The organism is Nocardioides segetis, assembly GCF_051390595.1.
In the GTDB taxonomy this organism is placed as follows: domain Bacteria; phylum Actinomycetota; class Actinomycetes; order Propionibacteriales; family Nocardioidaceae; genus Nocardioides.
Genome location: NZ_JBNINR010000008.1, coordinates 102,514 through 124,274 on the forward strand (window position 1 = coordinate 102,514; position 21,761 = coordinate 124,274).

Consider the following 21,761-nt stretch of genomic DNA (forward strand, 5'->3'; position numbering starts at 1 on the left):
CGGGGGAGGGGAGGTGAGGAGCCTCAGGGCTGCCAGCTGAAGGTGCCGACGGGGGTCCAGGAGCGGGTCGAGCCACCGGTCACGGTCACCGACGCGCCGGGGGCGGAGCCGACGGTGACCCACGCATGGGCCCGCAGCTCACCCGCGTCGCGACGCAGCCCGAAGACGACGGCATGCGGCACCCGGGCGCCGCGCAGCAGGATGCGCGCGGTCAGGGCCTGCGGATAGCAGTCGGACGTCCAGGGAGTCCGTCCGGCGGCGTGGCCGATGGCCCGTCCGACCGCCCGGGCGCGCGCGACCTGGCGGTCGCTCGCGTCCGGAGGCGCCAGGGGCCCCGCTCCGCCCGGCGCGGCGGGCTCGCCGAGGAGGCGGCGTACCGCGCCGAACGGCAGGACCACCGTCAACAGCCGGGTGGCGCCGAGCAGGCACCACGCGGCCGCGACGGCGAGCCGGAACCGGGCTGGGCTCAGCTGCCGAGCCCGAGGGTGATGTCGATCTCGATGTCGATGTCCTGGGTCGCCGTGAGGCTCAGGGTCTCCAGGGTGGGGGGAACGTAGGTCAGCTTCATCGCCAGCTCCATTGGGTGCAGGACGGAGGGAGGGAGTGGCTCCGTCGACGGTGCAACGCCGCGACCCGCCTCCAGGACACGGCCCCGGGCCTGGTTCACCCGATTTTTAACCTTCCCGGCCCTCCGGTTCCCCCGCGGCCGCCCTGGCGCGCGTGCCACGCTCGCGCGGTGACCGCGGACCCGCTCGACCTGCTGTGCCGGCTGGTGCGGACCTCCCTCGCCGCCGAGGAGGGGCACGCGGTCGCGCCCGTCGACGTCGGTGCGGTGTCGGTCCGCGACCTCCTGGACGGGGTACGGCGCCACCGGGTGCCCGAGCTGCTCCACGCCCACGCGCAGCGGCTGGGTCTGCCCGCGGAGGTCGACCGGGTCCTGGCCGCGATGGTCGACGGAGCACGGCAGCGCCGGCTGGTGCACGCCCTCGAGACGGTGCGCGCCTGGCAGCTCCTCGACGCGGGCGGCCTCGACGCGCTGGTCGTCAAGGGCATCCCGCTGGCCGTGCTGACGACGGGAGACGCGGGAGCCCGCGGCGCCGGCGACGTCGACCTGCTGGTCCGTCCCGAGGACGTCGCGGCGGCGCACCGGCTGCTGAGAGGGGCCGGCTGGGGGCTGCACGAGGAGTGCCGGATCGAGCCGGGCATGTGGGCCTGGCGCCACGTCCTGCGCTGGGGCCACACGCTGACCTACCTGGGCCCGGGCGCCGACGTCGACCTGCACTGGCGCCTGGACCCGATGCCGGGCGCCCAGCCGCACCCGGCAGCGCTGTGGGAGCGGCGGACGAGGGTCGAGGTCGGTGGGGTCGCCGTACCGACCCTGGCACGGGCCGACGCCTTCCGGCACCTGGCGGGGCACCGCGAGGGATGGACCTGGCTGCGCACCCTGGCCGACCTGCGCCGGCTCGCCCGCGATCCGGAGGTCTTCGCCCAGGAGCTTCCGGCGCCCGCGCTCGCCTCGCTGGCCGCGGCCCGCGCGACCGTCGGGCTGCCGGACACGGTGCCCGGGCGGGTGCAGGCCGCCCTCGACCGGGTGCCGGACGCCGTGCTGGCCCGCGCCCGGGCGCGGCACCGGCTGCCGGTGCCGCCCTGGGGCGGCGCGAGCACCGCGCGCGACTTCCGTGACGGCCTGGCCTCCACCCGGGGCCCGCGCGACCTCCAGCAGCTCGCGGTCGGGCTCGTGCTGCCTGCCCACGCCGCCCTGCCCGTCCGCTCCGCGACCGCCTGGGGCGGCGTGCCCCGCGCCTTCGCGCTCCGGGCCCAGCGCCTCGTGCGGCGCTGACCGGTCCGGGAGCGGGGGTGCGGGTCAGACCCGGTGCACCTTGTGGGTCGCGGCCTGGGCCCGGGGCTTGATGACCAGCTCGTCGATGTTGACGTGCGGCGGGCGGGTGGCGACCCAGGTGATCGCGTCGGCCACGTCGTCGGCCACCAGCGGGTCGGGGACCCCGGCGTAGACCGCGTCGGCGCGGGCCTGGTCGCCCCCGAAGCGGGTGAGGGAGAACTCCTCGGTGTGCACCAGCCCGGGCGCCACCTCGCAGACCCGCACCGGCTGGTCGAAGAGCTCCAGGCGCAGTGTCTCGGTGACGACCTTCGTGCCGTGCTTGGCGGCGGTGTAGCCGGCCCCGCCCTCGTAGGCGCCGCGCCCGGCGATCGACCCGACGTTGACGATCACGCCCGCGCCGCTGGCGACGAGGGCGGGCAGCAGCGCCTGGGTCACCTGCATCAGCCCGAGCACGTTGACGTCGTACATCCGGCGCCACTCGTCGGCGTCCGCCTCGGCGACCGGGGCGAGGCCGTAGGCGCCGCCCGCGTTGTTGACGAGGACGTCGAGCCGCGCGCCGACGGCGCTCGCGAGGTCGGCCACCGACGCCGCGGAGGTGACGTCGCACACGACGGCCCGGCCGCCGATCTCGGCGGCGAGCGCCTCGATCCGGTCGGCGCGGCGGGCCGCGCAGACGACCTCGAATCCCTCTCGGGCCAGGTGCCGTGCGGTGGCGGCGCCGATGCCGCTGGAGGCCCCGGTGACGACGGCGGTGCGGGTGCTCATGGACCCCATCTTCGTGGATCGGGAATGCCGGGCACACTGGCAGGGTTGACCGATCGACCGGCAATGGGTGGATCAGCAGCAGGAGGTGCGATGGGGGAGACGATCGGTCGGGTCGCCATGGTCAGCCTGCACACGTCCCCGCTCGACCAGCCCGGGACCGGCGACGCGGGCGGCATGAACGTCTACGTGATCGAGCTCGCCCGGCGCCTCGCCGACTGCGGCATCGAGGTCGACATCTTCACCCGGGCGACGAGCTCGCGGCTGGACCCCGTCGTTCCCGTCCGGGACGGGGTGACGGTGCACAACGTGCATGCCGGTCCCTTCGAGGGCCTGACCAAGGACCAGCTGCCCGGCCAGCTCTGCGTCTTCGCCCGCGAGGTGCTGCGCGCCGAGGCCGCGCATCCGGCGGGCCACTTCGACGTCGTCCACTCCCACTACTGGCTCTCCGGCCAGGTCGGCGCGCTCGCCCGTGACCGCTGGGGCGTCCCCCTCGTCCACTCCATGCACACCATGGCGAAGGTCAAGAACGAGGCGCTCGCCGACGGCGATGCGCCCGAGCCGCAGGCCCGGGTCATCGGCGAGGAGCAGGTGGTCGAGGCCGCCGACGTGCTCATCGCCAACACCGACCTCGAGGCCAAGCAGCTGATCAACCTCTACGACGCCGACCCCGGGCGGGTCGAGGTGGTCCACCCCGGCGTCGACACGCACGTCTTCCGGCCCCTCGCCCCGGCCGACCGGTCCCGCGCCCGGCGCGAGCGCGACCTCGCCGACGACGCGCTGGTCCTGCTCTTCGCCGGCCGCATCCAGCCGCTCAAGGCGCCCGACGTGCTGCTGCGCGCGGTGGCCGAGCTGGTGGCCCGCCGTCCCGACCTGCGTCGGCGACTCGTGGTCCCGATCGTCGGCGGTCCGTCGGGCAGCGGGCTGGAGCGGCCCACGGCGCTCGCCAACCTGGCCGCCGAGCTGCGCATCGACGACGTGGTCCGCTTCGTGCCGCCGGTGCCGCAGCCCGAGCTCGCGGACTGGTACGCCGCCGCGACGCTCGTGGCGGTGCCGTCCTACAACGAGTCCTTCGGCCTGGTCGCCGCGGAGGCCCAGGCGTCCGGTGCCCCGGTCGTGGCGGCCGCGGTCGGTGGCCTGACCACCGTCGTCCGCGACGGCCACAGCGGTCTGCTCGTCGACACCCACGAGCCGCACGACTGGGCGGTCGCGCTCGAGCGGGTCGTCGCGGACCCCGGCTACCGCGACCGGCTCGCCGCCGGCGCGCTCGCGCAGGCGCGGCAGTTCTCGTGGGAGGCCACGGCCGCCCATACGGTGGAGGTCTACGAGCGCGCCCATGCGCTCCTGCGGCAGGAGGCCCGCGTCGGATGACGTCCCCGACCGACCCGACCCCCGAGACCGATCGGTCCGCTCCGGCGGAGGTCGTCCGCACCTGGCTGGCGGACAACGAGCTCGCCTTCGAGGAGACCGAGGAGGGCACCTTCAGCTTCTCGCTCCCCGGCGAGCGCAAGCTGCAGACGCCGGTGCGCCTCGACCTCGGCCCGCACGCGCTCGGTGTGCACGCGTTCGTGTGCCGGCGGCCCGACGAGGAGTTCGAGCGAGTCTATCGCTGGCTGCTCGAGCGCAACATGCGGATGTACGCCGTCGCGTTCGGCATCGACCACCACGGCGACATCTACCTCGACGCGCGGCTGCCCCTGTCGTCGGTGACGCCCGAGGACCTCGACCGGCTGCTCGGCTCGGTGCTGGAGTACGCCGACTCCGCCTTCAACACCATCCTCGAGCTCGGGTTCGCGTCGTCCATCCGCAAGGAGTGGGCGTGGCGGATCGAGCGCGGCGAGTCGACCGCCAACCTCGAGGCGTTCCGCGGCTGGCTCGAGGCCGACGCGCCGGACTGATGAGTTGGCGCCGCGTCCTACGGTCGGGGCATGACGAGCATCGCCGAGCGCCGCGCCGCGTTCCGGGCACTCCACGAGCGCGGCTGCTTCCTGCTGCCCAACCCCTGGGACCGCGGGTCCGCCCGCTATCTCGAGCATCTCGGCTTCGCCGCGGTGGCGACCACCAGCTCCGGGGCGGCCTGGAGCCGCGGCCGCGCCGACGGCACCGCCACCCGCGACGAGGCGCTCGACCACCTGGCCGACATCGTCGCCGCCACGGGGCTCCCCGTGAACGCCGACTTCGAGAACGGCTACGGCCTGACGGCCGACGAGGTCGCCGCCAACGTGGCGCTCGCCGTCGAGACCGGGGTGGCGGGCCTGTCGATCGAGGACGCGGTCGGCGGCGAGCCGTACGACGTCGAGGTGGCCGCCGAGCGCATCGCCGCTGCGCGCGAGGCGATCGGGGCCAGCGGCCACGACGTCGTCCTGGTCGGCCGGGCGGAGGGGTTCATCATCGGTCGCCCCGACCTGGCCGAGGTCGTCGAGCGGCTGCGGGCCTACGCCGCGGCCGGCGCCGACTGCCTCTACGCCCCCGGCATCGGCGATCCCGAGGACGTCGCGGCGGTCGTCGCGGCCGTCGCACCGAAGCCGGTCAACCTGCTGATCGGCGGTCCGAGTCCGCTCACGCTCGCGCAGGTCGCCGACCTCGGCGTGCGCCGGGTCAGCGTCGGCGGCGCGCTGGCCCGCGCCGCGTGGGGCGGGCTCGAGCGGGCCGCCGAAGCCCTCGTCGACGGACGGTTCGACGGCTTCGGCGGCGCCGCTCGGGGAGTCGACCTCAACGCCCTGTTCGGCGCCGGCCGGTAGCGATCAGCGGCGGACCCGCCACTTCACCACGGCAGGCGTGGCCTCGACGTTGCCGGTGGCGTCGCTCGCCCGGACCCGCACCTTGTGCTTGCCCACCGTCAGCTTCTTGACCTTCAGCGGCGAGGAGCAGGGCTTCCAGGCCTTCTTGTCCACCTTGCACTGGAAGGTAGCCCCCGCCTCGTTGGCCGTGAAGGCGATGGTGGCCTTGCGCTTGGTCGTCGACTTCTTCGGCCGCTTGACGATCGTCGTCTCCGGCGCACCGTCGAGGCTCACGACCAGGGCGGGCGGATCGATGACGAACCCGGAGTCCCCGACGACGTCGTCGCGGACGTAGAGGCGCCACGTGCCGTTGGCGGGCTCGCCGTCGAACGCGCTGAGCGCGGTGTTGTACGGTCCACCCGGCGCGGGCGCCGGGAAGGCGCCGTCGGCGTTGTCGAAGTTCGTCGGCCGGTACTTCCCGGATGCGCAGCTGGTGGCGTCGTTCAGTCCCGCCGCCGCCTCGTCGTCGAAGGTGTACGACGCGTCCACGACGTCGCCGGAGCCGCACGCGTCCGACATCACGATGACGGCCTTCCCCGACGGGCTCACCAGCAGCACGTCCAGGTCGTCGGGGTGGGTGTGGAAGAGGCGGCCGAGCCGCAGGTCGACGTCGCCCACCTTGCCGGGCGTGGGCACCACCATCTCGAACGGGTACGGCGCCGCGGGGCCGATGCTGCTCGCCCCGCCGGCGATGACCACCGCGGCCGGGCCGGTCGTGATCGTGATCTCGAAGCCGCCGGCGATGACGCCGTCGTCGCCGCCCGAGTCGTCGTAGGCGTAGAGCGTCCAGCCGCCGTTGGGGTTCTCGCCGTCGAGGGCGCCGAGGGTGCTGGCGACCACGGTGGTCGGGTTCGACAGCGGTCCGTCGGGGGCGGGGTCGGGCGCGTCGAAGCTCGTCGGCCGCACGTTGACCGGATTGCAGCCGGCCAGGGTCGCGTCGGTCATCGGCGCCGGAGCCTCGTCGTCGAAGTTCCAGGTGTAGCCGCCGACGTCGTCGCTGCCGCAGGCGTCCGACATCAGCATCACGAAGGTGCCGGCGGGGGAGCGGAGCAGCAGGTCGAGGTCGTCGGGGAAGGTGTGGGTGACCGACCGGACCCGGACGTTCACGTCGGTGATGACGCCGCCGAGCCCGGCGACATTGAGGGAGGAGAACGCGAGGCCGGAGTTGGGCGGGTCGATCGCGGCGGGATTGTCGACGATCCGCTCTGCGGCCGGTGCGGCCGCGGGGAGGAGGGTGACCAGACCGGCAGCGAGGGCGCCGGCCGCGAGGAGTGGGAAACGACGCATGGCTGCTCCTGAGGGAGAGTGCGGTTCGGCAGCCGAGACCTGCACGTGACGCCTGCCGAGGGAGTCATCTCTCGGTATAGACCTCGGTCGCGGGGCAGCGTCGTCGAATTCCTACATTTTTACCTTGTTTCCGGCGTGTCGACTTGCCAAGCCCTGTATAGAAGCGCGGCCTTCCGGGTGAGGTGATCGCGCTCCGCGACGTTGGTCGCCCGCTCGGCGGCCCGTCGATACAGCCGGATCGCCTCCTCGTGATCGCCCGCCCGCTCGTGCAGCCACGCCGCGACCGCGTCGCGCCGGGGCAGGTCCTCGGGCAGCCCCTCGACCTGGCGCAGGGCCACCAGTGGGCCGTCGACCTCGCCGACCGCGACCGCCCGGTTGAGCGCGACCACCGGGCCGGGGACGAGGCGGAGCAGTTCGTCGTACCACTCCAGGATCTGCGGCCAGTCGGTCTCCTCCGCGCTCGCGGCGTCGTCGTGCAGGGCGGCGATCGCGGCCTGCGCCTGGTACTCGCCGAGGGCGTCGCGCGCCAGCGCCGCCTGCAGGACGCGGACGCCCTCGGCGATCATGGCGGTGTCCCACCGGGAGCGGTCCTGCTCGGCGAGGGGGACCAGCGTCCCGGCGGAGGTACGCCGAGCGCGGCGGCGCGCGTGGTGCAGCAGCATCAGCGCGAGCAGGCCGTCGACCTCGGGATCGTCGGTCGCGGCGGCCAACTGGCGGGTGAGCCGGATCGCCTCCTCCGCCAGGTCGACGGTGCCGGTGAAGCCCTCGTTGAACACCAGGTAGAGCACCCGCAGCACGGCGCCGACCTCGCCCGGCCGGTCGAAGCGCTCGCCGCTGACCGTCCGCTTGGCGCGCGTGATCCGCTGCGCCATGGTGGCCTCGGGAACGAGGAAGGCCTCCGCGATCTGGGCGGTCGTGAGGCCGCCGACGGCCCGCAGGGTGAGCGCGATCGCCGAGGCGGGCGTGAGGGCCGGATGGCAGCAGCGGCTCAGCAGGAGCAAGGTGTCGTCGGCCTGCTCGGTCGGACCCGGCTCGGGCTCCTGGTGCACCCGCAGCTCGCGGCGCTCCCGGGCGCGGGCCGAGCGCTGGGCGTCGACGAGCTTGCGTCCGGCGACCTTGATCAGCCAGGCCCGCGGGTTGTCCGGCGGTCGCTCGGGCCAGTGTCGCAGCGCCTCGATCAACGCCTCCTGGACGGCGTCCTCGGCCGCCGCGAAGTCGGCTCCGCGGCGGACGAGGACGCCGAGGACCTGCGGGCTCAGCTCGCGCAGGTCCACGCCCAGGTCGGTCATTCCGTGACGACCGGCGGCTCGCCGTAGAACGGGCGCACCTCGATCCACTCGTGGATCGGCCTGCCGCCGGGACCCGGTGCCGAGGACAGCCGGGCCGCGGCCTCGTAGGCCCGCTCCTGGCTGTCGACGTCGATGACCATCCACCCGGCGATCAGATCCTTGGTCTCCGCGAACGGTCCGTCGGTGACCGGCGGACGGCCCTCGCCGTCGTACCGGACGAAGGTGCCCTCGGGCGAGAGGGCCTGCTCGTCGACGAACTCGCCGCGCTCGCGCAGCTCCTGCGAGACCTGCCGCATGAAGTCGATGTGCGCGGTGACCTCCTCCGGCGTCCACTGGTCCATCGGCGCGAGGTCGTCCTTGGCGATCGCGTGGTCGCCGCGGTAGTGCTTGAGCAAGAGGTACTTCGCCATGATCGATCTCCTCAGGTTCCGAGACGGCCATCTTGCCGCCTTCACCTGAGGGACGGAGCCGCCGACGTCTTCTCGACATCGGCAGCTGACGATTATCCGAAGAGCTTCTGGATCCGGGTGATCCCCTCGTGGAGCGCGTCGTCGCCGAGGGCGTAGGAGAACCGGAGGTAGCCGGGCGCGCCGAAGGCCTCGCCGGGGACGGCGGCGACGTCGGCGTGGTCGAGGATGTAGGAGGCGAGCTCGGAGGAGGTCGTGACCTCGACGCCGCCGTGGGTCCGGCCCAGCAGCCCCTTGACCGACGGGAAGGCGTAGAACGCGCCCTGCGGCTCGGGGCACACGATGCCGGGGACGTCGTTGAGCAGGTCGACGATGGCCCGGCGCCGACGCGCGAAGGCGATCTTCATCTCCTCGACGGCCTCCAGGCCGCCGTCGAGCGCCGCCGCGGCGGCGACCTGGCTGACATTGCCGACGTTGGAGGTCGCGTGGGACTGCAGGTTGGACGCCGCGGCCACCACGTCGCGCGGACCGATGATCCAGCCGACCCGCCAGCCGGTCATCGCGTAGGTCTTCGCGACGCCGTTGACGACGACGCAGCGCTCGCGCAGCTCGGGGCAGACGGTGGGCAGGGACGCCGTGGCGACGCCGTCGTAGACGAGGTGCTCGTATATCTCGTCGGTCACCACCCACAGGCCGTGCTCCGCGGCCCAGGCGCCGATCGCGGTGATCTCCTCGACCGTGAAGACCGCGCCGGTCGGGTTCGACGGGGAGGTGAGCAGCAGCGCCTTGGTGCGCTCGGTGCGGGCGCCCTCGAGCTGCTCGACGGTGACCTTGAAGTCCTGGGTCTCGTCGGCGAAGACCTCGACCGGCACGCCGCCCGCGAGCCGGATCGCCTCGGGGTAGGTCGTCCAGTAGGGCGTGGGCAGCAGCACCTCGTCGCCCGGGTCGAGCAGGGTGGCGAAGGCGCCGTACACCGCGTGCTTGCCGCCGTTGGTGACCAGGACCTGGCTCGCGTCGATCGCGTACGCCGAGTCGCGCAGCGTCTTGCGCACGATGGCGTCCTTGAGCTCGGGGAGCCCGCTCGCCGGCGTGTAGCGGTGGAACCGGGGGTCCCGGCAGGCGGCGACGGCGGCCTCGACGATGGGCGCCGGGGTGGGGAAGTCGGGCTCGCCGGCGCCGAAGCCGATGACCGGCCGTCCCTCGGCGCGCAGGGCCTTCGCCCGGGCGTCGACCTTGAGGGTGGCGGACTCGGCGATGGCGCGGACGCGGGCGGAGATCCGGGGGCGCTCCAGGCTCATGGAGGTCACCCTAGGGCTTGTCCTCGCAAAACTGAACCAGCGGTTCATTTTGGTGAGGCACCACGCCGTCCGCCGGTCCGGGCACCGGCCGGGCAATCCGCCCGCACCTATTGACACGGGCGGTGGGCAAGATCACTATTTCGGATCAACGGTTTATCTAATGAACCAGCGACCGCAATCGGGCGTGGTTGCCTGGTCGAGTTGAAAGGTGAGGCGATGGCGCGATTTTCGCACGCACTCCGGCGCAGCACGGTGCTCGTCGGTCTGTGCGTCGGCGCACTGGTGATCAGTGCCTGTGGCGGGCTCTCCGGCAGCAGTGACTCGGACGGCAGCGAGACCCAGGTCCTCCGGATCGGCATGGCCTCTGACGCACAGAGCCTCGATCCGCCGAACTTCGTCCTCGCGGGCGACTTCACCCGGGACAACCTGGTCTACGAGACCCTGGTGCGGCTGACCAACAACGGCGGCTTCGAGCCCGGCCTGGCGACGGCGTGGGAGCAGGCGTCCCCGACGGAGTGGGACTTCACCCTGCGCGAGGGCGTGAAGTTCCACGACGGCACCGACTTCGACAGCGCGGCGGTGAAGCAGAGTCTGGAGCGGGCCGCGACCCAGTCGCAGGGCAAGGGCTTCCTCGGCGTCATCAAGGAGGTGCAGACCCCCGACCCGATGACGGCGCGGATCGTGCTCACCAAGCCGTTCTCGAGCATCCTCAACAACCTGACGGTCCTCGTAGCGGCGATCATCAGCCCCAAGGCCCTGGCGGAGAAGGACGACAAGCAGCTGGCCAAGGAGCCCGTCGGCACGGGTCCGTTCACCTTCGTCGAGTGGGTGCCCGACACCACGATGTCCTTCGCGGCCAACCCCGACTACTGGGGCGACAAGCCGAAGCTGGACAAGGTCGAGTTCGTGCCGATCCCCGAGGCCAGCACGCGGTTCAGCGCGCTGCAGGCCGGTGACATCGACGTCATCGAGAACCCGCCGCCGGACCAGCTCAAGGACCTCGGCGGCGACTTCTACGCGATCACCGAGCCGAAGGCGCGCCCGATCTTCCTGGGCTTCAACCTGCAGACCGTCCCCGACCCCCTGGTCCGCAAGGCGGTCGCCCACGCGATCGACCGCGGCGCCATCGTCGACGACGTGCTCGAGGGGGTCGGCAACGCCGCCGACGAGGGCCTGGTCTCACCGGAGTTCCTGGAGAACGACCCGCCCATCAAGATCGACTACGACCCGGAGGAGGCCAAGCGCCTGCTCGCGGAGGCCGGTGAGCCGAACCCGCAGCTCACGCTCACCCTGCCCTCGGCGCGCTACCTGAAGGACAAGGAGATCGGCGAGGTCGTGCAGCAGCAGCTCGCCGAGGTCGGCATCGACCTCAAGCTCGACGTGCAGGAGGCGGGCACCTGGTACCAGTCACTGCTCGACCACAAGACCGAGATGTACTACCTCGGCTGGGGCATGAGCTCCGGTGACCCGGGCGACATGCTGGTCCGGGTCTTCCGCAGCGACGCCGTCAACAACATGTCGCAGTTCAAGGACCCGGCGGTCGACCAGGAGATCGACTCGCTCGCCACGCTCGAGGTCGGCAGCGACGAGCGGAACCAGGTGATGCAGGACGTCCAGCGCCAGCTCGTCGAGGACGACGCCGTCGTGATCCCGATCTACCACATGGTGAACTCGTTCGCCGCCCGCAAGGGGGTGGAGGACTTCCACACCACCACCTCCGAGCTCATCGACCTGAGCGGTACGACGGTCGACTGAGCGGGTGGGGTGCCGGACTCTGCCGGCACCCCACCCGCCCCACCTACGCAGGTCCCTCCCGCAAGCGCACGAGAAAGAGAAGCGAATGGTCTCCCCCCAGCCGTCCCGGGCACAGGTCGTGATCATCGGCGGCGGCATCATCGGCACGAGCGTCGCCTATCACCTGACCAAGCTCGGCGTCACCGATGTGGTGGTGCTCGAGCAGGGCAAGCTGTCGGGAGGGACGACCTGGCACGCCGCCGGCCTGGTGGGTCAGCTCCGCCCGACCGACGCGATGACGAAGCTGATCCAGTACTCGACCCAGCTCTACGCGACGCTCGAGGAGGAGACCGGGCTCGGGACCGGGTGGAAGCGCTGCGGCAGCCTGTCGGTGGCCCGGACCGAGGAGCGGATGACCTCGCTGCTGCGGACCCAGGCGACGGCACGGGCGTTCGGCGTCGAGGCGCACCGGCTGACGCCGGAGGAGGCCGGCGAGAAGTGGCCCCTCATGCGCACCGACGACCTCGTCGGCGCCGTCTGGCTGCCGGGCGACGGCAAGGCCAACCCGACCGATCTCACCCAGGCCCTGGCCCGCGGCGCCCGCAGTCGCGGCGCCGTGGTGTGCGAGGAGACGAAGGTCGTCGGCATGGACCTGAGCGACGGCTGGGTCACCACCGTGCACACCCAGCACGGCCCGATCGAGTGCGAGACCGTGGTCAACTGCGCCGGGCAGTGGGCGGCGCAGGTCGGCGCCATGGCCGGCGTCCGGGTACCGCTGCACTCGGTGGAGCACTTCTACATCGTCACCGACCCGATCGAGGGCGTGCACCGCGACCTGCCCGTGATGCGGGACCAGGACGGCTACATCTACTTCAAGGAGGAGGTCGGCGGCCTGGTGATGGGCGGCTTCGAGCCGGACGCCAAGCCGTGGGTCGGTCCCCACGAGATCCCCGACCCCTTCGTCTTCCAGCTGCTCGACGAGGACTGGGACCAGTTCGAGATCCTGATGGAGAACGCCATCACCCGGGTCCCTGCCCTGGAGCGGGCGGGGGTCAAGAAGTTCTACAACGGTCCGGAGAGCTTCACCCCGGACAACAACTTCATCATGGGCGAGTCTCTCGAGGTCCCCAACATGTACGTCCTCGCCGGCTTCAACTCCACCGGCATCGCCTCCGCCGGCGGCGCCGGCATGGCGATGGCGGAGTGGATCGTGGCCGGGGAGCCGGACCGCGACCTGTGGCCGGTGGACATCCGTCGCTTCGCGCCCTTCAACAGCAACGAGTCCTGGCTGCGCGAGCGGACCAAGGAGACCCTCGGCCTGCACTACGCGATCCCGTGGCCGAACCGCGAGCCGGAGACCGGTCGTCCGCTGCGGCGCTCGCCGATCCACCACCTGCTCGACGAGCAGGGGGCCGTGATGGGCAGCCGCAACGGCTGGGAGCGGCCCAACTGGTTCGCGCCCGAGGGCACGCCCCGCGTCACGGAGTACTCCTTCGGGCACCAGAACTGGCGCCCGCTCGTGGACGCCGAGCACCGAGCCACCCGCGAGGGGGTGGCCCTCCTCGACCAGACCGCGTTCGCCAAGTTCCTGGTGCGCGGGCCCGGGGCCGAGGACGCGCTGCAGTACATCTGCGCCAACGACATGGCCGTGGCGCCCGGGACGACCGTCTACACCGGCATCCTCAACGACCGGGGCGGCTACGAGTCGGACGTGACGGTGACCCGGACCGGCCCGGAGGAGTACCTCCTGGTGACCGGATCCGCGCAGGCCGCGCGCGACGAGCACTACCTCAACCGCCACCTGCCCACCGGCTCGCGGACGGAGATCGTCGACGTGACGTCGTCGTACGCGGTCCTCGGGATCATGGGCCCGCGGTCGCGGACCCTGCTCTCGCGGCTCACCCGGAGCGACCTCGGCAACGAGGCGTTCCCCTTCTACACGAGCCAGTGCATCGACATCGGGCCCGTGCCCGTGCGGGCCACCCGGGTGTCGTACGTCGGCGACCTCGGCTGGGAGCTCTACATCCCCACGGAGTACGCCGTCACGGCCTATGAGCGTCTCGTCGACGCGGGCGCCGACCTCGGCCTCACCGCGGTCGGCCACTACGCCGTCGACGCGATGCGCATCGAGAAGGGCTACCGGGCCTGGGGACGCGAGCTCACCCCGGATCGGACGCCCGTCGAGGCCGGCATGACCTTCACCTGCAAGCTGGCCGGCGGGATCGACTTCCGCGGCCGCGAGGCCGTCGAGAAGGCCAAGCAGGCCGGGCCGCGCAGCCGGCTGGTGTCGCTGACGGTCGACTCCCCGGAGGCCGTGCTGTGGGGCGGAGAGCTCCTGCTGCGCGACGGCGAGCCGCGCGGGTTCGTCACCTCGGCGGCGTACAGCGCCGTCCTCGGCCGGTTCGCCGCGATGGCGTACGTCGAGCCGGAGGTCGAGGTCGCCGACGCCGACTACGTGCGCGCGGGCCGCTACCAGGTCGAAGCGGCCGGCGTCGTCTTCGACGCCGAGGTCGGTCTCAAGGCCCCGTTCGACCCGACCGGCTCGCGGCTGAAGGGCTGAGGGCGATGAGCGAGAGCAACCTGACCGCCCCCCAGCGCACGGCCGCCCCGGCCTCCGACGAGATCGTCGTCTCCCTGTCCTGCGTGGACCGCCCCGGCATCGTGCGGGCGGTGGTGGACTTCTTCTACCGCCACGGCTGCGACATCGTCGAGAGCAACCAGTTCGGCGACACCGGCTCGGGACAGTTCTTCATGCGGGTGCAGATGCGGACCTCCGAGCAGACCCCGGCCCTCGCCGACCTGGACGACGCCTTCGCCGACGTCGCCGCGGAGTTCGGCATGGACTACCGGCTCGCCGAGATCAGCCGACCGATGCGGGTGCTGATCATGGTCTCGAAGTTCGACCACTGCCTGCAGGACCTGCTCTACCGCTGGTCCAGCGGGCTGCTGCCGATCGACATCCCGGTGATCGTGTCCAACCACCCCGACCTGGAGCCGATCGCGGCCTGGTACGGCATCGAGTTCGTCCACATCCCGGTGACCCGCGAGACCAAGCCCGAGGCCGAGGCGGCGCTGCTCGAGCTCGTCGACCGCCACGACGTCGACCTGGTCGTGCTCGCCCGCTACATGCAGATCCTGTCGTCGGAGCTCTGCAAGGAGCTCGACGGCCGCGCGATCAACATCCACCACTCCTTCCTGCCGAGCTTCAAGGGCGCCAACCCGTACCGGCAGGCGCACGACCGCGGCGTCAAGCTGGTCGGCGCCACCGCCCACTACGTCACCTCCGACCTCGACGAGGGACCGATCATCGAGCAGAACGTCGCTCGCGTCGATCATCAGGCATCGGTCCAGGACCTGGTGGCGCTGGGCCGGGACACCGAGGCCCACACGCTCGCCCGCGCCGTCCTGTGGCACGTCCAGCACCGGGTCCTGCTCAACGGGCACCGGACCATCGTCTTCCGCTGAGCCGCGGCGAGCCGTACCGACCCGCCACGAGCTCCGGCGAGCCGGGCTCAACCGACCGAGAGAGGCACCCCACGTGAGCACCGACCGCGAGCAGCAGCTGCTCGCCACCGTCCGGACCGAGCTGTTCCTCGCGGGGGAGTGGCGCGCCTCCGGCTCCGCCGCGACCTTCGCCGTCGAGGACCCGGCGACCGAACGGGTCCTCGCCCAGGTCGCCGACGCGACTCCCGAGGACGGCGCGGCGGCCCTGGACGCCGCCTACCGGGCCCAGGCCGCCTGGGGACGGACGCCGCCGCGGGAGCGCGGTGAGCTGCTGCGGCTCGCCTACCAGCGGACCATGGAGCGCGCCGACGACTTCGCGCTGCTGATGAGCCTGGAGATGGGCAAGCCCCTCGCCGAGGCGCGGGGCGAGGTGCTCTACGCGGCCGAGTTCCTGCGCTGGTTCTCCGAGGAGGCGGTCCGCATCGACGGCCGCTACGTGCCGGCGCCCGACGGCCGCAGCCGACTGCTGGTGCACCACCGGCCGGTCGGACCCTGCCTGTTCGTCACCCCGTGGAACTTCCCGCTGGCGATGGTGACACGCAAGGTGGCTCCGGCGATCGCCGCCGGCTGCGCGATGGTGATCAAGCCGCCCGCGCTGACGCCGCTGTCCACGCTGTTCTTCGCCCAGCTGCTCGAGGAGTGCGGGCTGCCGGCCGGCGTCCTCAACGTCGTGCCGACCAGCCGCGCGAGCAGCGTGGTCGGGCCGCTGATGGCGGATCCCCGGCTGCGCAAGCTGTCCTTCACCGGCTCGACGGAGGTCGGGCGCCGGCTGCTGCGCGACGCCGCGGACCAGGTGCTGCGGACCTCGATGGAGCTCGGCGGCAACGCCCCGCTGCTCGTCTTCGAGGACGCCGACCTCGACGTCGCGGTCGAGGGCGCCCTCGCCGCGAAGCTGCGCAACATGGGCCAGGCCTGCACCGCGGCCAACCGCCTGCTGGTGCACGAGGCCGTCGCCGAGGAGTTCGCCGACCGGCTGGCGCGGCGGATGGCGGCGCTGCGGACCGGCCGCGGGACGGACGCCGGGGTCGACATCGGCCCGCTGATCGACGAGCCCAGCCGCACGAAGGTCCAGGAGCTGGTCGACGACGCCGTCGAGCGCGGCGCCCGGGTGCTGACCGGCGGCAGTCCGCTGGACGGCGCCGGCCACTTCTACCCGCCGACCGTCCTGGTCGACGTACCCGCCGACGCGCGGATCCTCGCCGAGGAGATCTTCGGGCCGGTGGCGCCGATCGTGACCTTCGCCGACGAGGCCGAGGGCGTCGCGCTGGCCAATGCCACGGAGTACGGTCTGGCCGCCTACGCCTTCACCCGGGACGGAGCGCGCCAGCTCCGCCTCGCGGAGACGGTCGAGTCGGGGATGCTCGGCATCAACCTGGGGGTCATCTCCAACGCCGCCGCGCCCTTCGGCGGCATCAAGCAGTCGGGGCTCGGACGGGAGGGCGGCGCCGAGGGCATCCATGAGTACCTCGACGTGCGCTATGTCGGCATCGCCGACCCGTTCTCCGCCTGACCCGCGCCCCACCGACCCGCGAAGGACCCCCATGGTTGCGAAGATCCTCGACGGCCAGGCCGTCGCCGCCCAGCTGCTCACCGACGTCGCGACGCGGGCCGCCGGCTTCGCCGAGCGGGTCGGCCGCGCCCCGACGCTCGCGACCGTGCTCGTCGGTGACGACCCGGCCTCGCACACCTACGTCCGGATGAAGCAGAACCGCTGCCGTCAGGCCGGACTGGACTCGGTCCGGGTCGAGCTCGACGCGAGCACCACGACCGACGAGCTCGTCGAGCGGATCGCCGCGCTGGCAGCCGATCCGGGGATCGACGGCATCCTCCTCCAGCACCCTGTCCCGGACGGCGTCGACGAGCACGCGGCCTTCGAGGCGATCGGTGCCGCGAAGGACGTCGACGGGGTCACCCTCGCCAGCTTCGCCGCGATGTCCTTCAGCGAGCCGGGCTTCGCCTCCTGCACCCCGGGCGGCATCATCCGGCTCCTGGACGCCTACGACCTGCCCCTCGCGGGCCGGCACGCCGTCGTGGTGGGCCGCAGCCGGATCCTCGGCAAGCCGGTCGGCATGCTCCTGCTCGAGCGCGACGCGACGGTGACCTTCTGTCACTCCCGCACCGTGGACCTGGCCGACCGGGTCGCGGAGGCGGACATCGTCGTCGCTGCGGTGGGCCGTCCGGAGCTGGTGCGCGGCGACTGGGTCAAGCCCGGTGCCGTGGTCGTCGACGCCGGCTACAACCCCGGCAACGTCGGCGATGTCGAGTACGACGCCGCGGCCGCTCGCGCCTCCTGGATCACCCCGGTCCCCGGCGGCGTCGGCCCGATGACGATCGCGACGCTCCTGGCCCAGACCATGGACGGCGCGGAGCGCCGGCACCCCTGAACCGCACGCAGAGGGCCGGAGGGGGCCACGCTCGACGAGCGTGGCCCCCTCCGGCCCTCTCGGTCGCCGGTCAGAGGGCGCTGGTGACGCCGGCCGCGGCAGCGTCGGTGACCGGGAAGTGGCAGGCGGACCAGTGCGTGGCGCCCTGGGGAGCCAGCAGTGGCCGGGTGCTGACGCACCGGGTCGGCACCCGGCTGCCGTCGTCGAGCTGGGTGACGTCGCCGTCCGGCAGGCCGGAGGCGATCGCCGTGGCGTGGAAGCAGCGGCGGTGGAAGGCGCAGCCCGACGGCGGGTTGGCCGGGTTGGGCGGGTCGCCCCGCAGCACGATGCGCTCGCGGGACCGCTCGACGGTCGGGTCGGGCACGGGGGCCGCGGAGAGCAGCGACACGGTGTAGGGGTGGCGCGGCGCGGTGAAGAGGTCGCGCTTGTCGGCGACCTCGACGAGCCGGCCGAGGTACATCACCATCACCCGGTCGCTGACGTGCCGGACGACGGAGAGGTCGTGGGAGATCAGGATGTAGCTGAGGTCGAACTCGGTGCGCAGGTCCTGCAGGAGGCTCAGCACCTGGGCCTGGATGGAGACGTCGAGCGCGGACACCGGCTCGTCGAGGATGAGCAGCTGGGGCGTGACCGAGAGGGCCCGGGCGATGCCGATGCGCTGGCGCTGGCCGCCGGAGAACTGGTGCGGGAACTGCTGCGCGTGCGCGGGCAGCAGGCCCATCCGCTCCATGAGGCCGCTGACGATCTCCTGCTTCTCGGCGCGGGTCTTCGACGAGGAGGTGAGCGGCTCGGCGATGGTGGCCGCGATCCGCTGCCGGGGGTCGAGGGATGCGTAGGGGTCCTGGAACACGACCTGGGCCCGCTGCCGGAACCGGCGCAGGTCGGTGCCGCCGAGACCGGTGACCTCCTGGCCGTCGACGACGACGCTGCCGGAGGTGGGCTCGATCAGCCGCAGCAGCATCCGGCTCAGCGTGGTCTTGCCGCAGCCGGATTCGCCGACGAGCCCGAGCGTCTCGCCACGGCGCAGGTCGAAGGACACGTCGTCCACCGCGGTGACCGCGGTGCCCGACCGGCTCCAGCGCCCGGTCCGGCCGAAGCGCTTGGTCAGGTGCTCGACGTGGAGGACGGCGTCGTCGCCGGCGACGAAGGGCAGGTCCTGGATCTCCGGGTCGGTGGCGGTCATGCGCCGACCCCCTCGCGCACGACGGGCACGGGCAGCAGCTCCTCGGCATGGTGACAGGCGGTGAGCTGGCCGTCGGGGGCCAGCCGGCGCAGCGGGGGGACCGTCTCGAAGCAGACGGCCCGGTCGCGGGCCACCGCACAGCGCGGGTGGAAGCTGCACCCGTTCGGCAGGCTCCGGATGCTCGGCGGCTGGCCGGGGATCGCGCGGAGGCCGGCGTCGTCGGCGTCGGGTCGGGGCGTCGAGTCGCGCAGGGCCCGGGTGTAGGGGTGGATCGACGACTGCAGGATCTGCTCCACGGTGCCGCGCTCGACGACCCGGCCGCTGTACATCACCGCGACCTCCTCGGCGTAGCGCGCGACCACGCCGAGGTCGTGGGTGATGATCACCAGCGACATCCCGAGCTCGGTGCGCAGCCGGTCGAGCAGCTCCATGATCTGGGCCTGGACGGTGACGTCGAGCGCGGTGGTGGGCTCGTCGGCGACCAGCACCTGCGGCCGCAGCGCGATGCCCATCGCGATCATGACCCGCTGGCGCATGCCGCCGGAGAGCTGGTGGGGGTAGTAGTCGACGCGCTGCGCCGGCTCGGGGATGCCGACCAGGCCGAGCGTCTCGACGGCCTGCGCGCGGGCCGCCTTGCGCGAGACCTTGTCGTGGTGGCGGATCACGTCGCCGATCTGCTGCCCGATCGTGAACGCGGGGTTCAGGCCGGCGAGCGCGTCCTGGAAGATCATGCCGATCGACTTGCCGCGCAGGCGGCGCTGGTCGGTGGTCGTGGTGTCGAGGGTGCGCCCCTCGAAGACGATCTCGCCGGACTCCACGACCCCGCCGGCGGGCAGCAGCCCGAGCGCGGACAGGAAGGTCATCGACTTGCCGGAGCCGGACTCGCCGACGACGGCGAGGGTCCGGCCGCGGTGGCACTCGAGCGTGACGTCGTTGACCGGGAAGACCGGCCCGCGCTGGGTGTCGATCCGGCTGCGGAGGTTGCGCAGCTCGAGGACGACCCCGGATGTCTCGACGTGGACGGGCATGGTCTCTCCCTGGCCGGATCAGATCACGATGTGGTTCACTAGGCAAACCGTTGGATCAACATAACCGTAGTTCTGGAGCCCCACAAGCGTAGGCCCGGAAAAGATCGGAGATCGATGGCGACCACGCCGTTCCGCAACGTCCGACCGCTGCTCGCGCCCCGGGGGATCGCCGTCGTCGGGGCGTCCCCGCGCGGCAACCGGGGCAGCCGGGTCCTGGAGAACCTGGCCCGGTTCGGGTACGCCGGCGAGGTGGTGGTCGTGCACCCTGGCCATGCCGAGGTCCTCGGTCGACCGGCCGTGCCGTCCGTGCGCGACCTGCCCGACGGGATCGACCTCGTGGTCGTCGCGGTCGCCGCGGAGCGGGCCGTCGACGTCGTGCGCGAGGCCGCGGAGCGCGGGATCCGGGGGATCGTGGTCATCGGCAGCGGCTTCGGCGAGGGCGCGAACGGCCAGGAGCGGGCCGCCGCGCTGGCCGAGCTCGTCGCCAAGCACGACCTGGTCCTGTGCGGCCCCAACTGCTACGGCGTGCTCGACGTCGCCACCGGTGCCGCCGCCTACTCCGGTCGGGTCGTCGAACCGCTCGAGCCCGGCAACGTCGCCCTCGTGATGCAGTCCGGCGCCCTCACCCACGCGGTCACCGACTCGGCCCTGGGGCGCGGGCTCGGACTGTCCGCGATCGTCACCACCGGGAACGAGATCGGGGCGACGGTCAGCGACTACGTCGCGTGGTACGCCGACGACGAGGTCACCGAGGTCATCGGCGTGTTCGTCGAGGGCCTGCGCGACGCCGACCGGTTCGCCGCGGCCTGCCGACGGGCGCGGGAGCGGGGCAAGGCGGTCGTCGTCCTGGCTGCCGGCCGATCCGAGACCGGCCGCCGCGCCGCCCTGGCCCACACCGGTGCGATCGCCGGCGGCGCCGCGGCGCTCGACGGCCTGCTGGCCTCGGTCGGCGCGACCCGGGTCGAGGACCTCGACGAGCTCCGCGAGACCCTGCTCCTCTTCTCCGCGCTGGCCGGACGACCGGCTCCGCTCGCCGCCGGGGTGGCCGCCCTGTCCATCTCCGGGGGCGCCTGCGGCCTGACCGCCGACATGGCCGACCACCTCGGCGTCGCGCTGCCCGGGTTCGCCCCGGAGACGACGCGGGCGCTGCTGGCCGGCCTGCCCGACTTCGCCGCCGTCAACAACCCGCTGGACGTGACCGGCGCCGCCGCGGAGGATCCGGCGATCCTGGCCGGCGCGCTGCGCGCGGTCGCGGACGACCCCGCCGTCGGGGTGGTGGTCTTCGCGATGAACGTGGGCCTCGCCGGACCCGGTCAGGAGGAGTTCTACCGCGGCCAGGCGCGGATCCTCGCCGAGGCGGCGCGCCGGTCCCGCACGCCGATCGTCCTGGCGGCGATGACCGGCGGCGCCCTCGACCCGGGCATCGCCGACGCGACCCGGGCGGCCGGCGTACCGGTGCTGCTCGGGATCCGCCCGGCCCTGGCCGCGCTGCGCTCGTGGCTCACCTGGCCCGATCGCGCCGGGCGGCCCTCCGGACCGCGGGTGCCCCTCAGGGACTGGCCCGCGTCGACGGCGGTCGCGGCGGGCGCGGACGCACTGGCCGCGCTCGAGGACGCCGGGATCCCGGTGGCTCCCTACCGGCTCGTGGCCACGCCGGCGGAGGCCGCCGCGGCGGCGAGCGAGCTCGGCGGGCCCGTGGTGCTCAAGATCGAGTCGCCCGACATCGCGCACAAGACCGAGGCCGGCGGTGTGCGGCTGCGCGTGGACCCCGCGGCCGCGGCCGGCGCGGCCGAGGGCCTGCTGGCCGCCGTGGCGCGGGCCGAGCCGGCCGCGCGCATCGACGGCATCCTGGTCCAGTCGATGGTCGCGGGCGAGCGCCTGGAGTGCCTGGTCGGCGTGACGGCCGACCCGCAGGTCGGGCCGTGCCTGTCGATCGCACCCGGCGGCGTCCTCGCCGAGCTCCTCGGGCCGGTCGCGTCGCGGCCGGTGCCGGTGAGCGCCGCGGAGGTGGAGGAGCTGATCGACGACTCGGCCCTCGGCGTCCTGCTCGCCGGCTACCGCGGGGCGCCCGCGATGGACCGCGAGGCGCTGGTGGACGCCGCGCTGCGCTTCGGGCGGCTGGCCGCGGCCCTGCCCGGACTGGCCGCCGCCGAGATGAACCCGCTCCTGGTCGGCGAGCGCGGTCAGGGCGTCGTGGCCGTCGACTGCCTGCTGATCCGCGACGACGACGCCGCCGACGCCTGAACGCACGAGCGCCGCGGCAGT

The 21,761-nt window shown here is 73.1% G+C and carries 18 protein-coding genes; 10 read left to right on the top strand and 8 right to left on the bottom strand.

Features of this window, described 5'->3' with window-relative positions:
- Positions 1–23 precede the first annotated feature (23 nt).
- A complete protein-coding gene (locus ACPZVR_RS15825) occupies positions 24–470 on the bottom strand; it encodes a lasso peptide biosynthesis B2 protein (RefSeq protein WP_436700643.1) in 447 nt (148 codons plus the stop codon).
- A 266-nt stretch (positions 471–736) separates the two neighbouring features.
- Between ACPZVR_RS15825 and ACPZVR_RS15830 the strand changes: the two genes are divergently transcribed.
- Complete coding sequence (locus ACPZVR_RS15830; protein WP_436700568.1) at positions 737–1,840, top strand: nucleotidyltransferase family protein; 1,104 nt, start codon at positions 737–739, stop codon at positions 1,838–1,840.
- 24 nt (positions 1,841–1,864) lie between these two features.
- On the opposite strand, the gene ACPZVR_RS15835 is transcribed toward ACPZVR_RS15830, so the two are convergent.
- A complete protein-coding gene (locus tag ACPZVR_RS15835) occupies positions 1,865–2,605 on the bottom strand; it encodes an SDR family NAD(P)-dependent oxidoreductase (RefSeq protein ID WP_436700569.1) in 741 nt (246 codons plus the stop codon).
- Positions 2,606–2,695: 90 nt separating this feature from the next.
- Between ACPZVR_RS15835 and mshA the strand changes: the two genes are divergently transcribed.
- The 3 genes from mshA to ACPZVR_RS15850 are packed head-to-tail and all read left to right on the top strand — an operon-like array spanning position 2,696 to position 5,343.
- Positions 2,696–3,973, top strand: coding sequence for a D-inositol-3-phosphate glycosyltransferase (gene mshA, locus ACPZVR_RS15840; RefSeq protein ID WP_436700570.1), 1,278 nt, complete (start codon positions 2,696–2,698; stop codon positions 3,971–3,973).
- On the top strand, positions 3,970–4,500 hold the full coding sequence (locus tag ACPZVR_RS15845) for a type III secretion system chaperone family protein (protein ID WP_436700571.1): 531 nt from the start codon (positions 3,970–3,972) through the stop codon (positions 4,498–4,500). Before mshA ends, ACPZVR_RS15845 begins: the two co-directional genes overlap by 4 nt.
- Positions 4,501–4,530: 30 nt before the next feature.
- Positions 4,531–5,343, top strand: coding sequence for an isocitrate lyase/PEP mutase family protein (locus ACPZVR_RS15850; protein WP_436700572.1), 813 nt, complete (start codon positions 4,531–4,533; stop codon positions 5,341–5,343).
- 3 nt (positions 5,344–5,346) lie between these two features.
- Here ACPZVR_RS15850 and ACPZVR_RS15855 read toward each other — a convergent pair whose 3' ends face one another.
- The 4 genes from ACPZVR_RS15855 to ACPZVR_RS15870 all read right to left on the bottom strand — a co-directional run bounded on the left by ACPZVR_RS15855 (position 5,347) and on the right by ACPZVR_RS15870 (position 9,663).
- Complete coding sequence (locus ACPZVR_RS15855) at positions 5,347–6,669, bottom strand: proprotein convertase P-domain-containing protein (protein WP_436700573.1); 1,323 nt, start codon at positions 6,667–6,669, stop codon at positions 5,347–5,349.
- Positions 6,670–6,788: 119 nt separating this feature from the next.
- Positions 6,789–7,958 (bottom strand): RNA polymerase sigma factor, encoded by a 1,170-nt coding sequence (locus tag ACPZVR_RS15860; RefSeq protein WP_436700574.1) that lies wholly within the window; start codon positions 7,956–7,958, stop codon positions 6,789–6,791.
- Positions 7,955–8,368, bottom strand: a complete 414-nt coding sequence (locus ACPZVR_RS15865) for a YciI family protein (RefSeq protein WP_436700575.1) — start codon at positions 8,366–8,368, stop codon at positions 7,955–7,957. Before ACPZVR_RS15865 ends, ACPZVR_RS15860 begins: the two co-directional genes overlap by 4 nt.
- A gap of 92 nt (positions 8,369–8,460) precedes the next feature.
- Entirely contained in the window at positions 8,461–9,663 is a 1,203-nt protein-coding gene (locus ACPZVR_RS15870; RefSeq protein WP_436700576.1) for a pyridoxal phosphate-dependent aminotransferase, read from the bottom strand.
- Between the two features lie 216 nt (positions 9,664–9,879).
- Here ACPZVR_RS15870 and ACPZVR_RS15875 point away from each other — a divergent pair, with 216 nt between their 5' ends.
- The 5 genes from ACPZVR_RS15875 to ACPZVR_RS15895 all read left to right on the top strand — a co-directional run bounded on the left by ACPZVR_RS15875 (position 9,880) and on the right by ACPZVR_RS15895 (position 17,285).
- Positions 9,880–11,418, top strand: a complete 1,539-nt coding sequence (locus ACPZVR_RS15875; protein ID WP_436700577.1) for an ABC transporter substrate-binding protein — start codon at positions 9,880–9,882, stop codon at positions 11,416–11,418.
- A gap of 85 nt (positions 11,419–11,503) precedes the next feature.
- Positions 11,504–13,957, top strand: coding sequence for a GcvT family protein (locus tag ACPZVR_RS15880; RefSeq protein ID WP_436700578.1), 2,454 nt, complete (start codon positions 11,504–11,506; stop codon positions 13,955–13,957).
- Positions 13,958–13,962: 5 nt separating this feature from the next.
- Entirely contained in the window at positions 13,963–14,862 is a 900-nt protein-coding gene (purU, locus tag ACPZVR_RS15885; RefSeq protein WP_436700579.1) for a formyltetrahydrofolate deformylase, read from the top strand.
- Between the two features lie 73 nt (positions 14,863–14,935).
- Positions 14,936–16,411 (top strand): NAD-dependent succinate-semialdehyde dehydrogenase, encoded by a 1,476-nt coding sequence (locus ACPZVR_RS15890; protein WP_436700580.1) that lies wholly within the window; start codon positions 14,936–14,938, stop codon positions 16,409–16,411.
- Positions 16,412–16,442: 31 nt separating this feature from the next.
- On the top strand, positions 16,443–17,285 hold the full coding sequence (locus ACPZVR_RS15895) for a bifunctional 5,10-methylenetetrahydrofolate dehydrogenase/5,10-methenyltetrahydrofolate cyclohydrolase (RefSeq protein WP_436700581.1): 843 nt from the start codon (positions 16,443–16,445) through the stop codon (positions 17,283–17,285).
- A gap of 70 nt (positions 17,286–17,355) precedes the next feature.
- Here the strand turns inward: ACPZVR_RS15895 and ACPZVR_RS15900 are convergent, their stop codons facing one another.
- Positions 17,356–18,468 carry an ABC transporter ATP-binding protein gene (locus tag ACPZVR_RS15900; RefSeq protein ID WP_436700582.1) on the bottom strand — a complete coding sequence of 371 codons (1,113 nt, stop codon included), beginning with the start codon at positions 18,466–18,468 and terminating at the stop codon, positions 17,356–17,358.
- On the bottom strand, positions 18,465–19,496 hold the full coding sequence (locus ACPZVR_RS15905; RefSeq protein WP_436700583.1) for an ABC transporter ATP-binding protein: 1,032 nt from the start codon (positions 19,494–19,496) through the stop codon (positions 18,465–18,467). Before ACPZVR_RS15905 ends, ACPZVR_RS15900 begins: the two co-directional genes overlap by 4 nt.
- 114 nt (positions 19,497–19,610) lie before the next feature.
- On the opposite strand from ACPZVR_RS15905, the gene ACPZVR_RS15910 reads away from it, so the two are divergent.
- Complete coding sequence (locus ACPZVR_RS15910; RefSeq protein ID WP_436700584.1) at positions 19,611–21,740, top strand: acetate--CoA ligase family protein; 2,130 nt, start codon at positions 19,611–19,613, stop codon at positions 21,738–21,740.
- Positions 21,741–21,761: the final 21 nt, after the last annotated feature.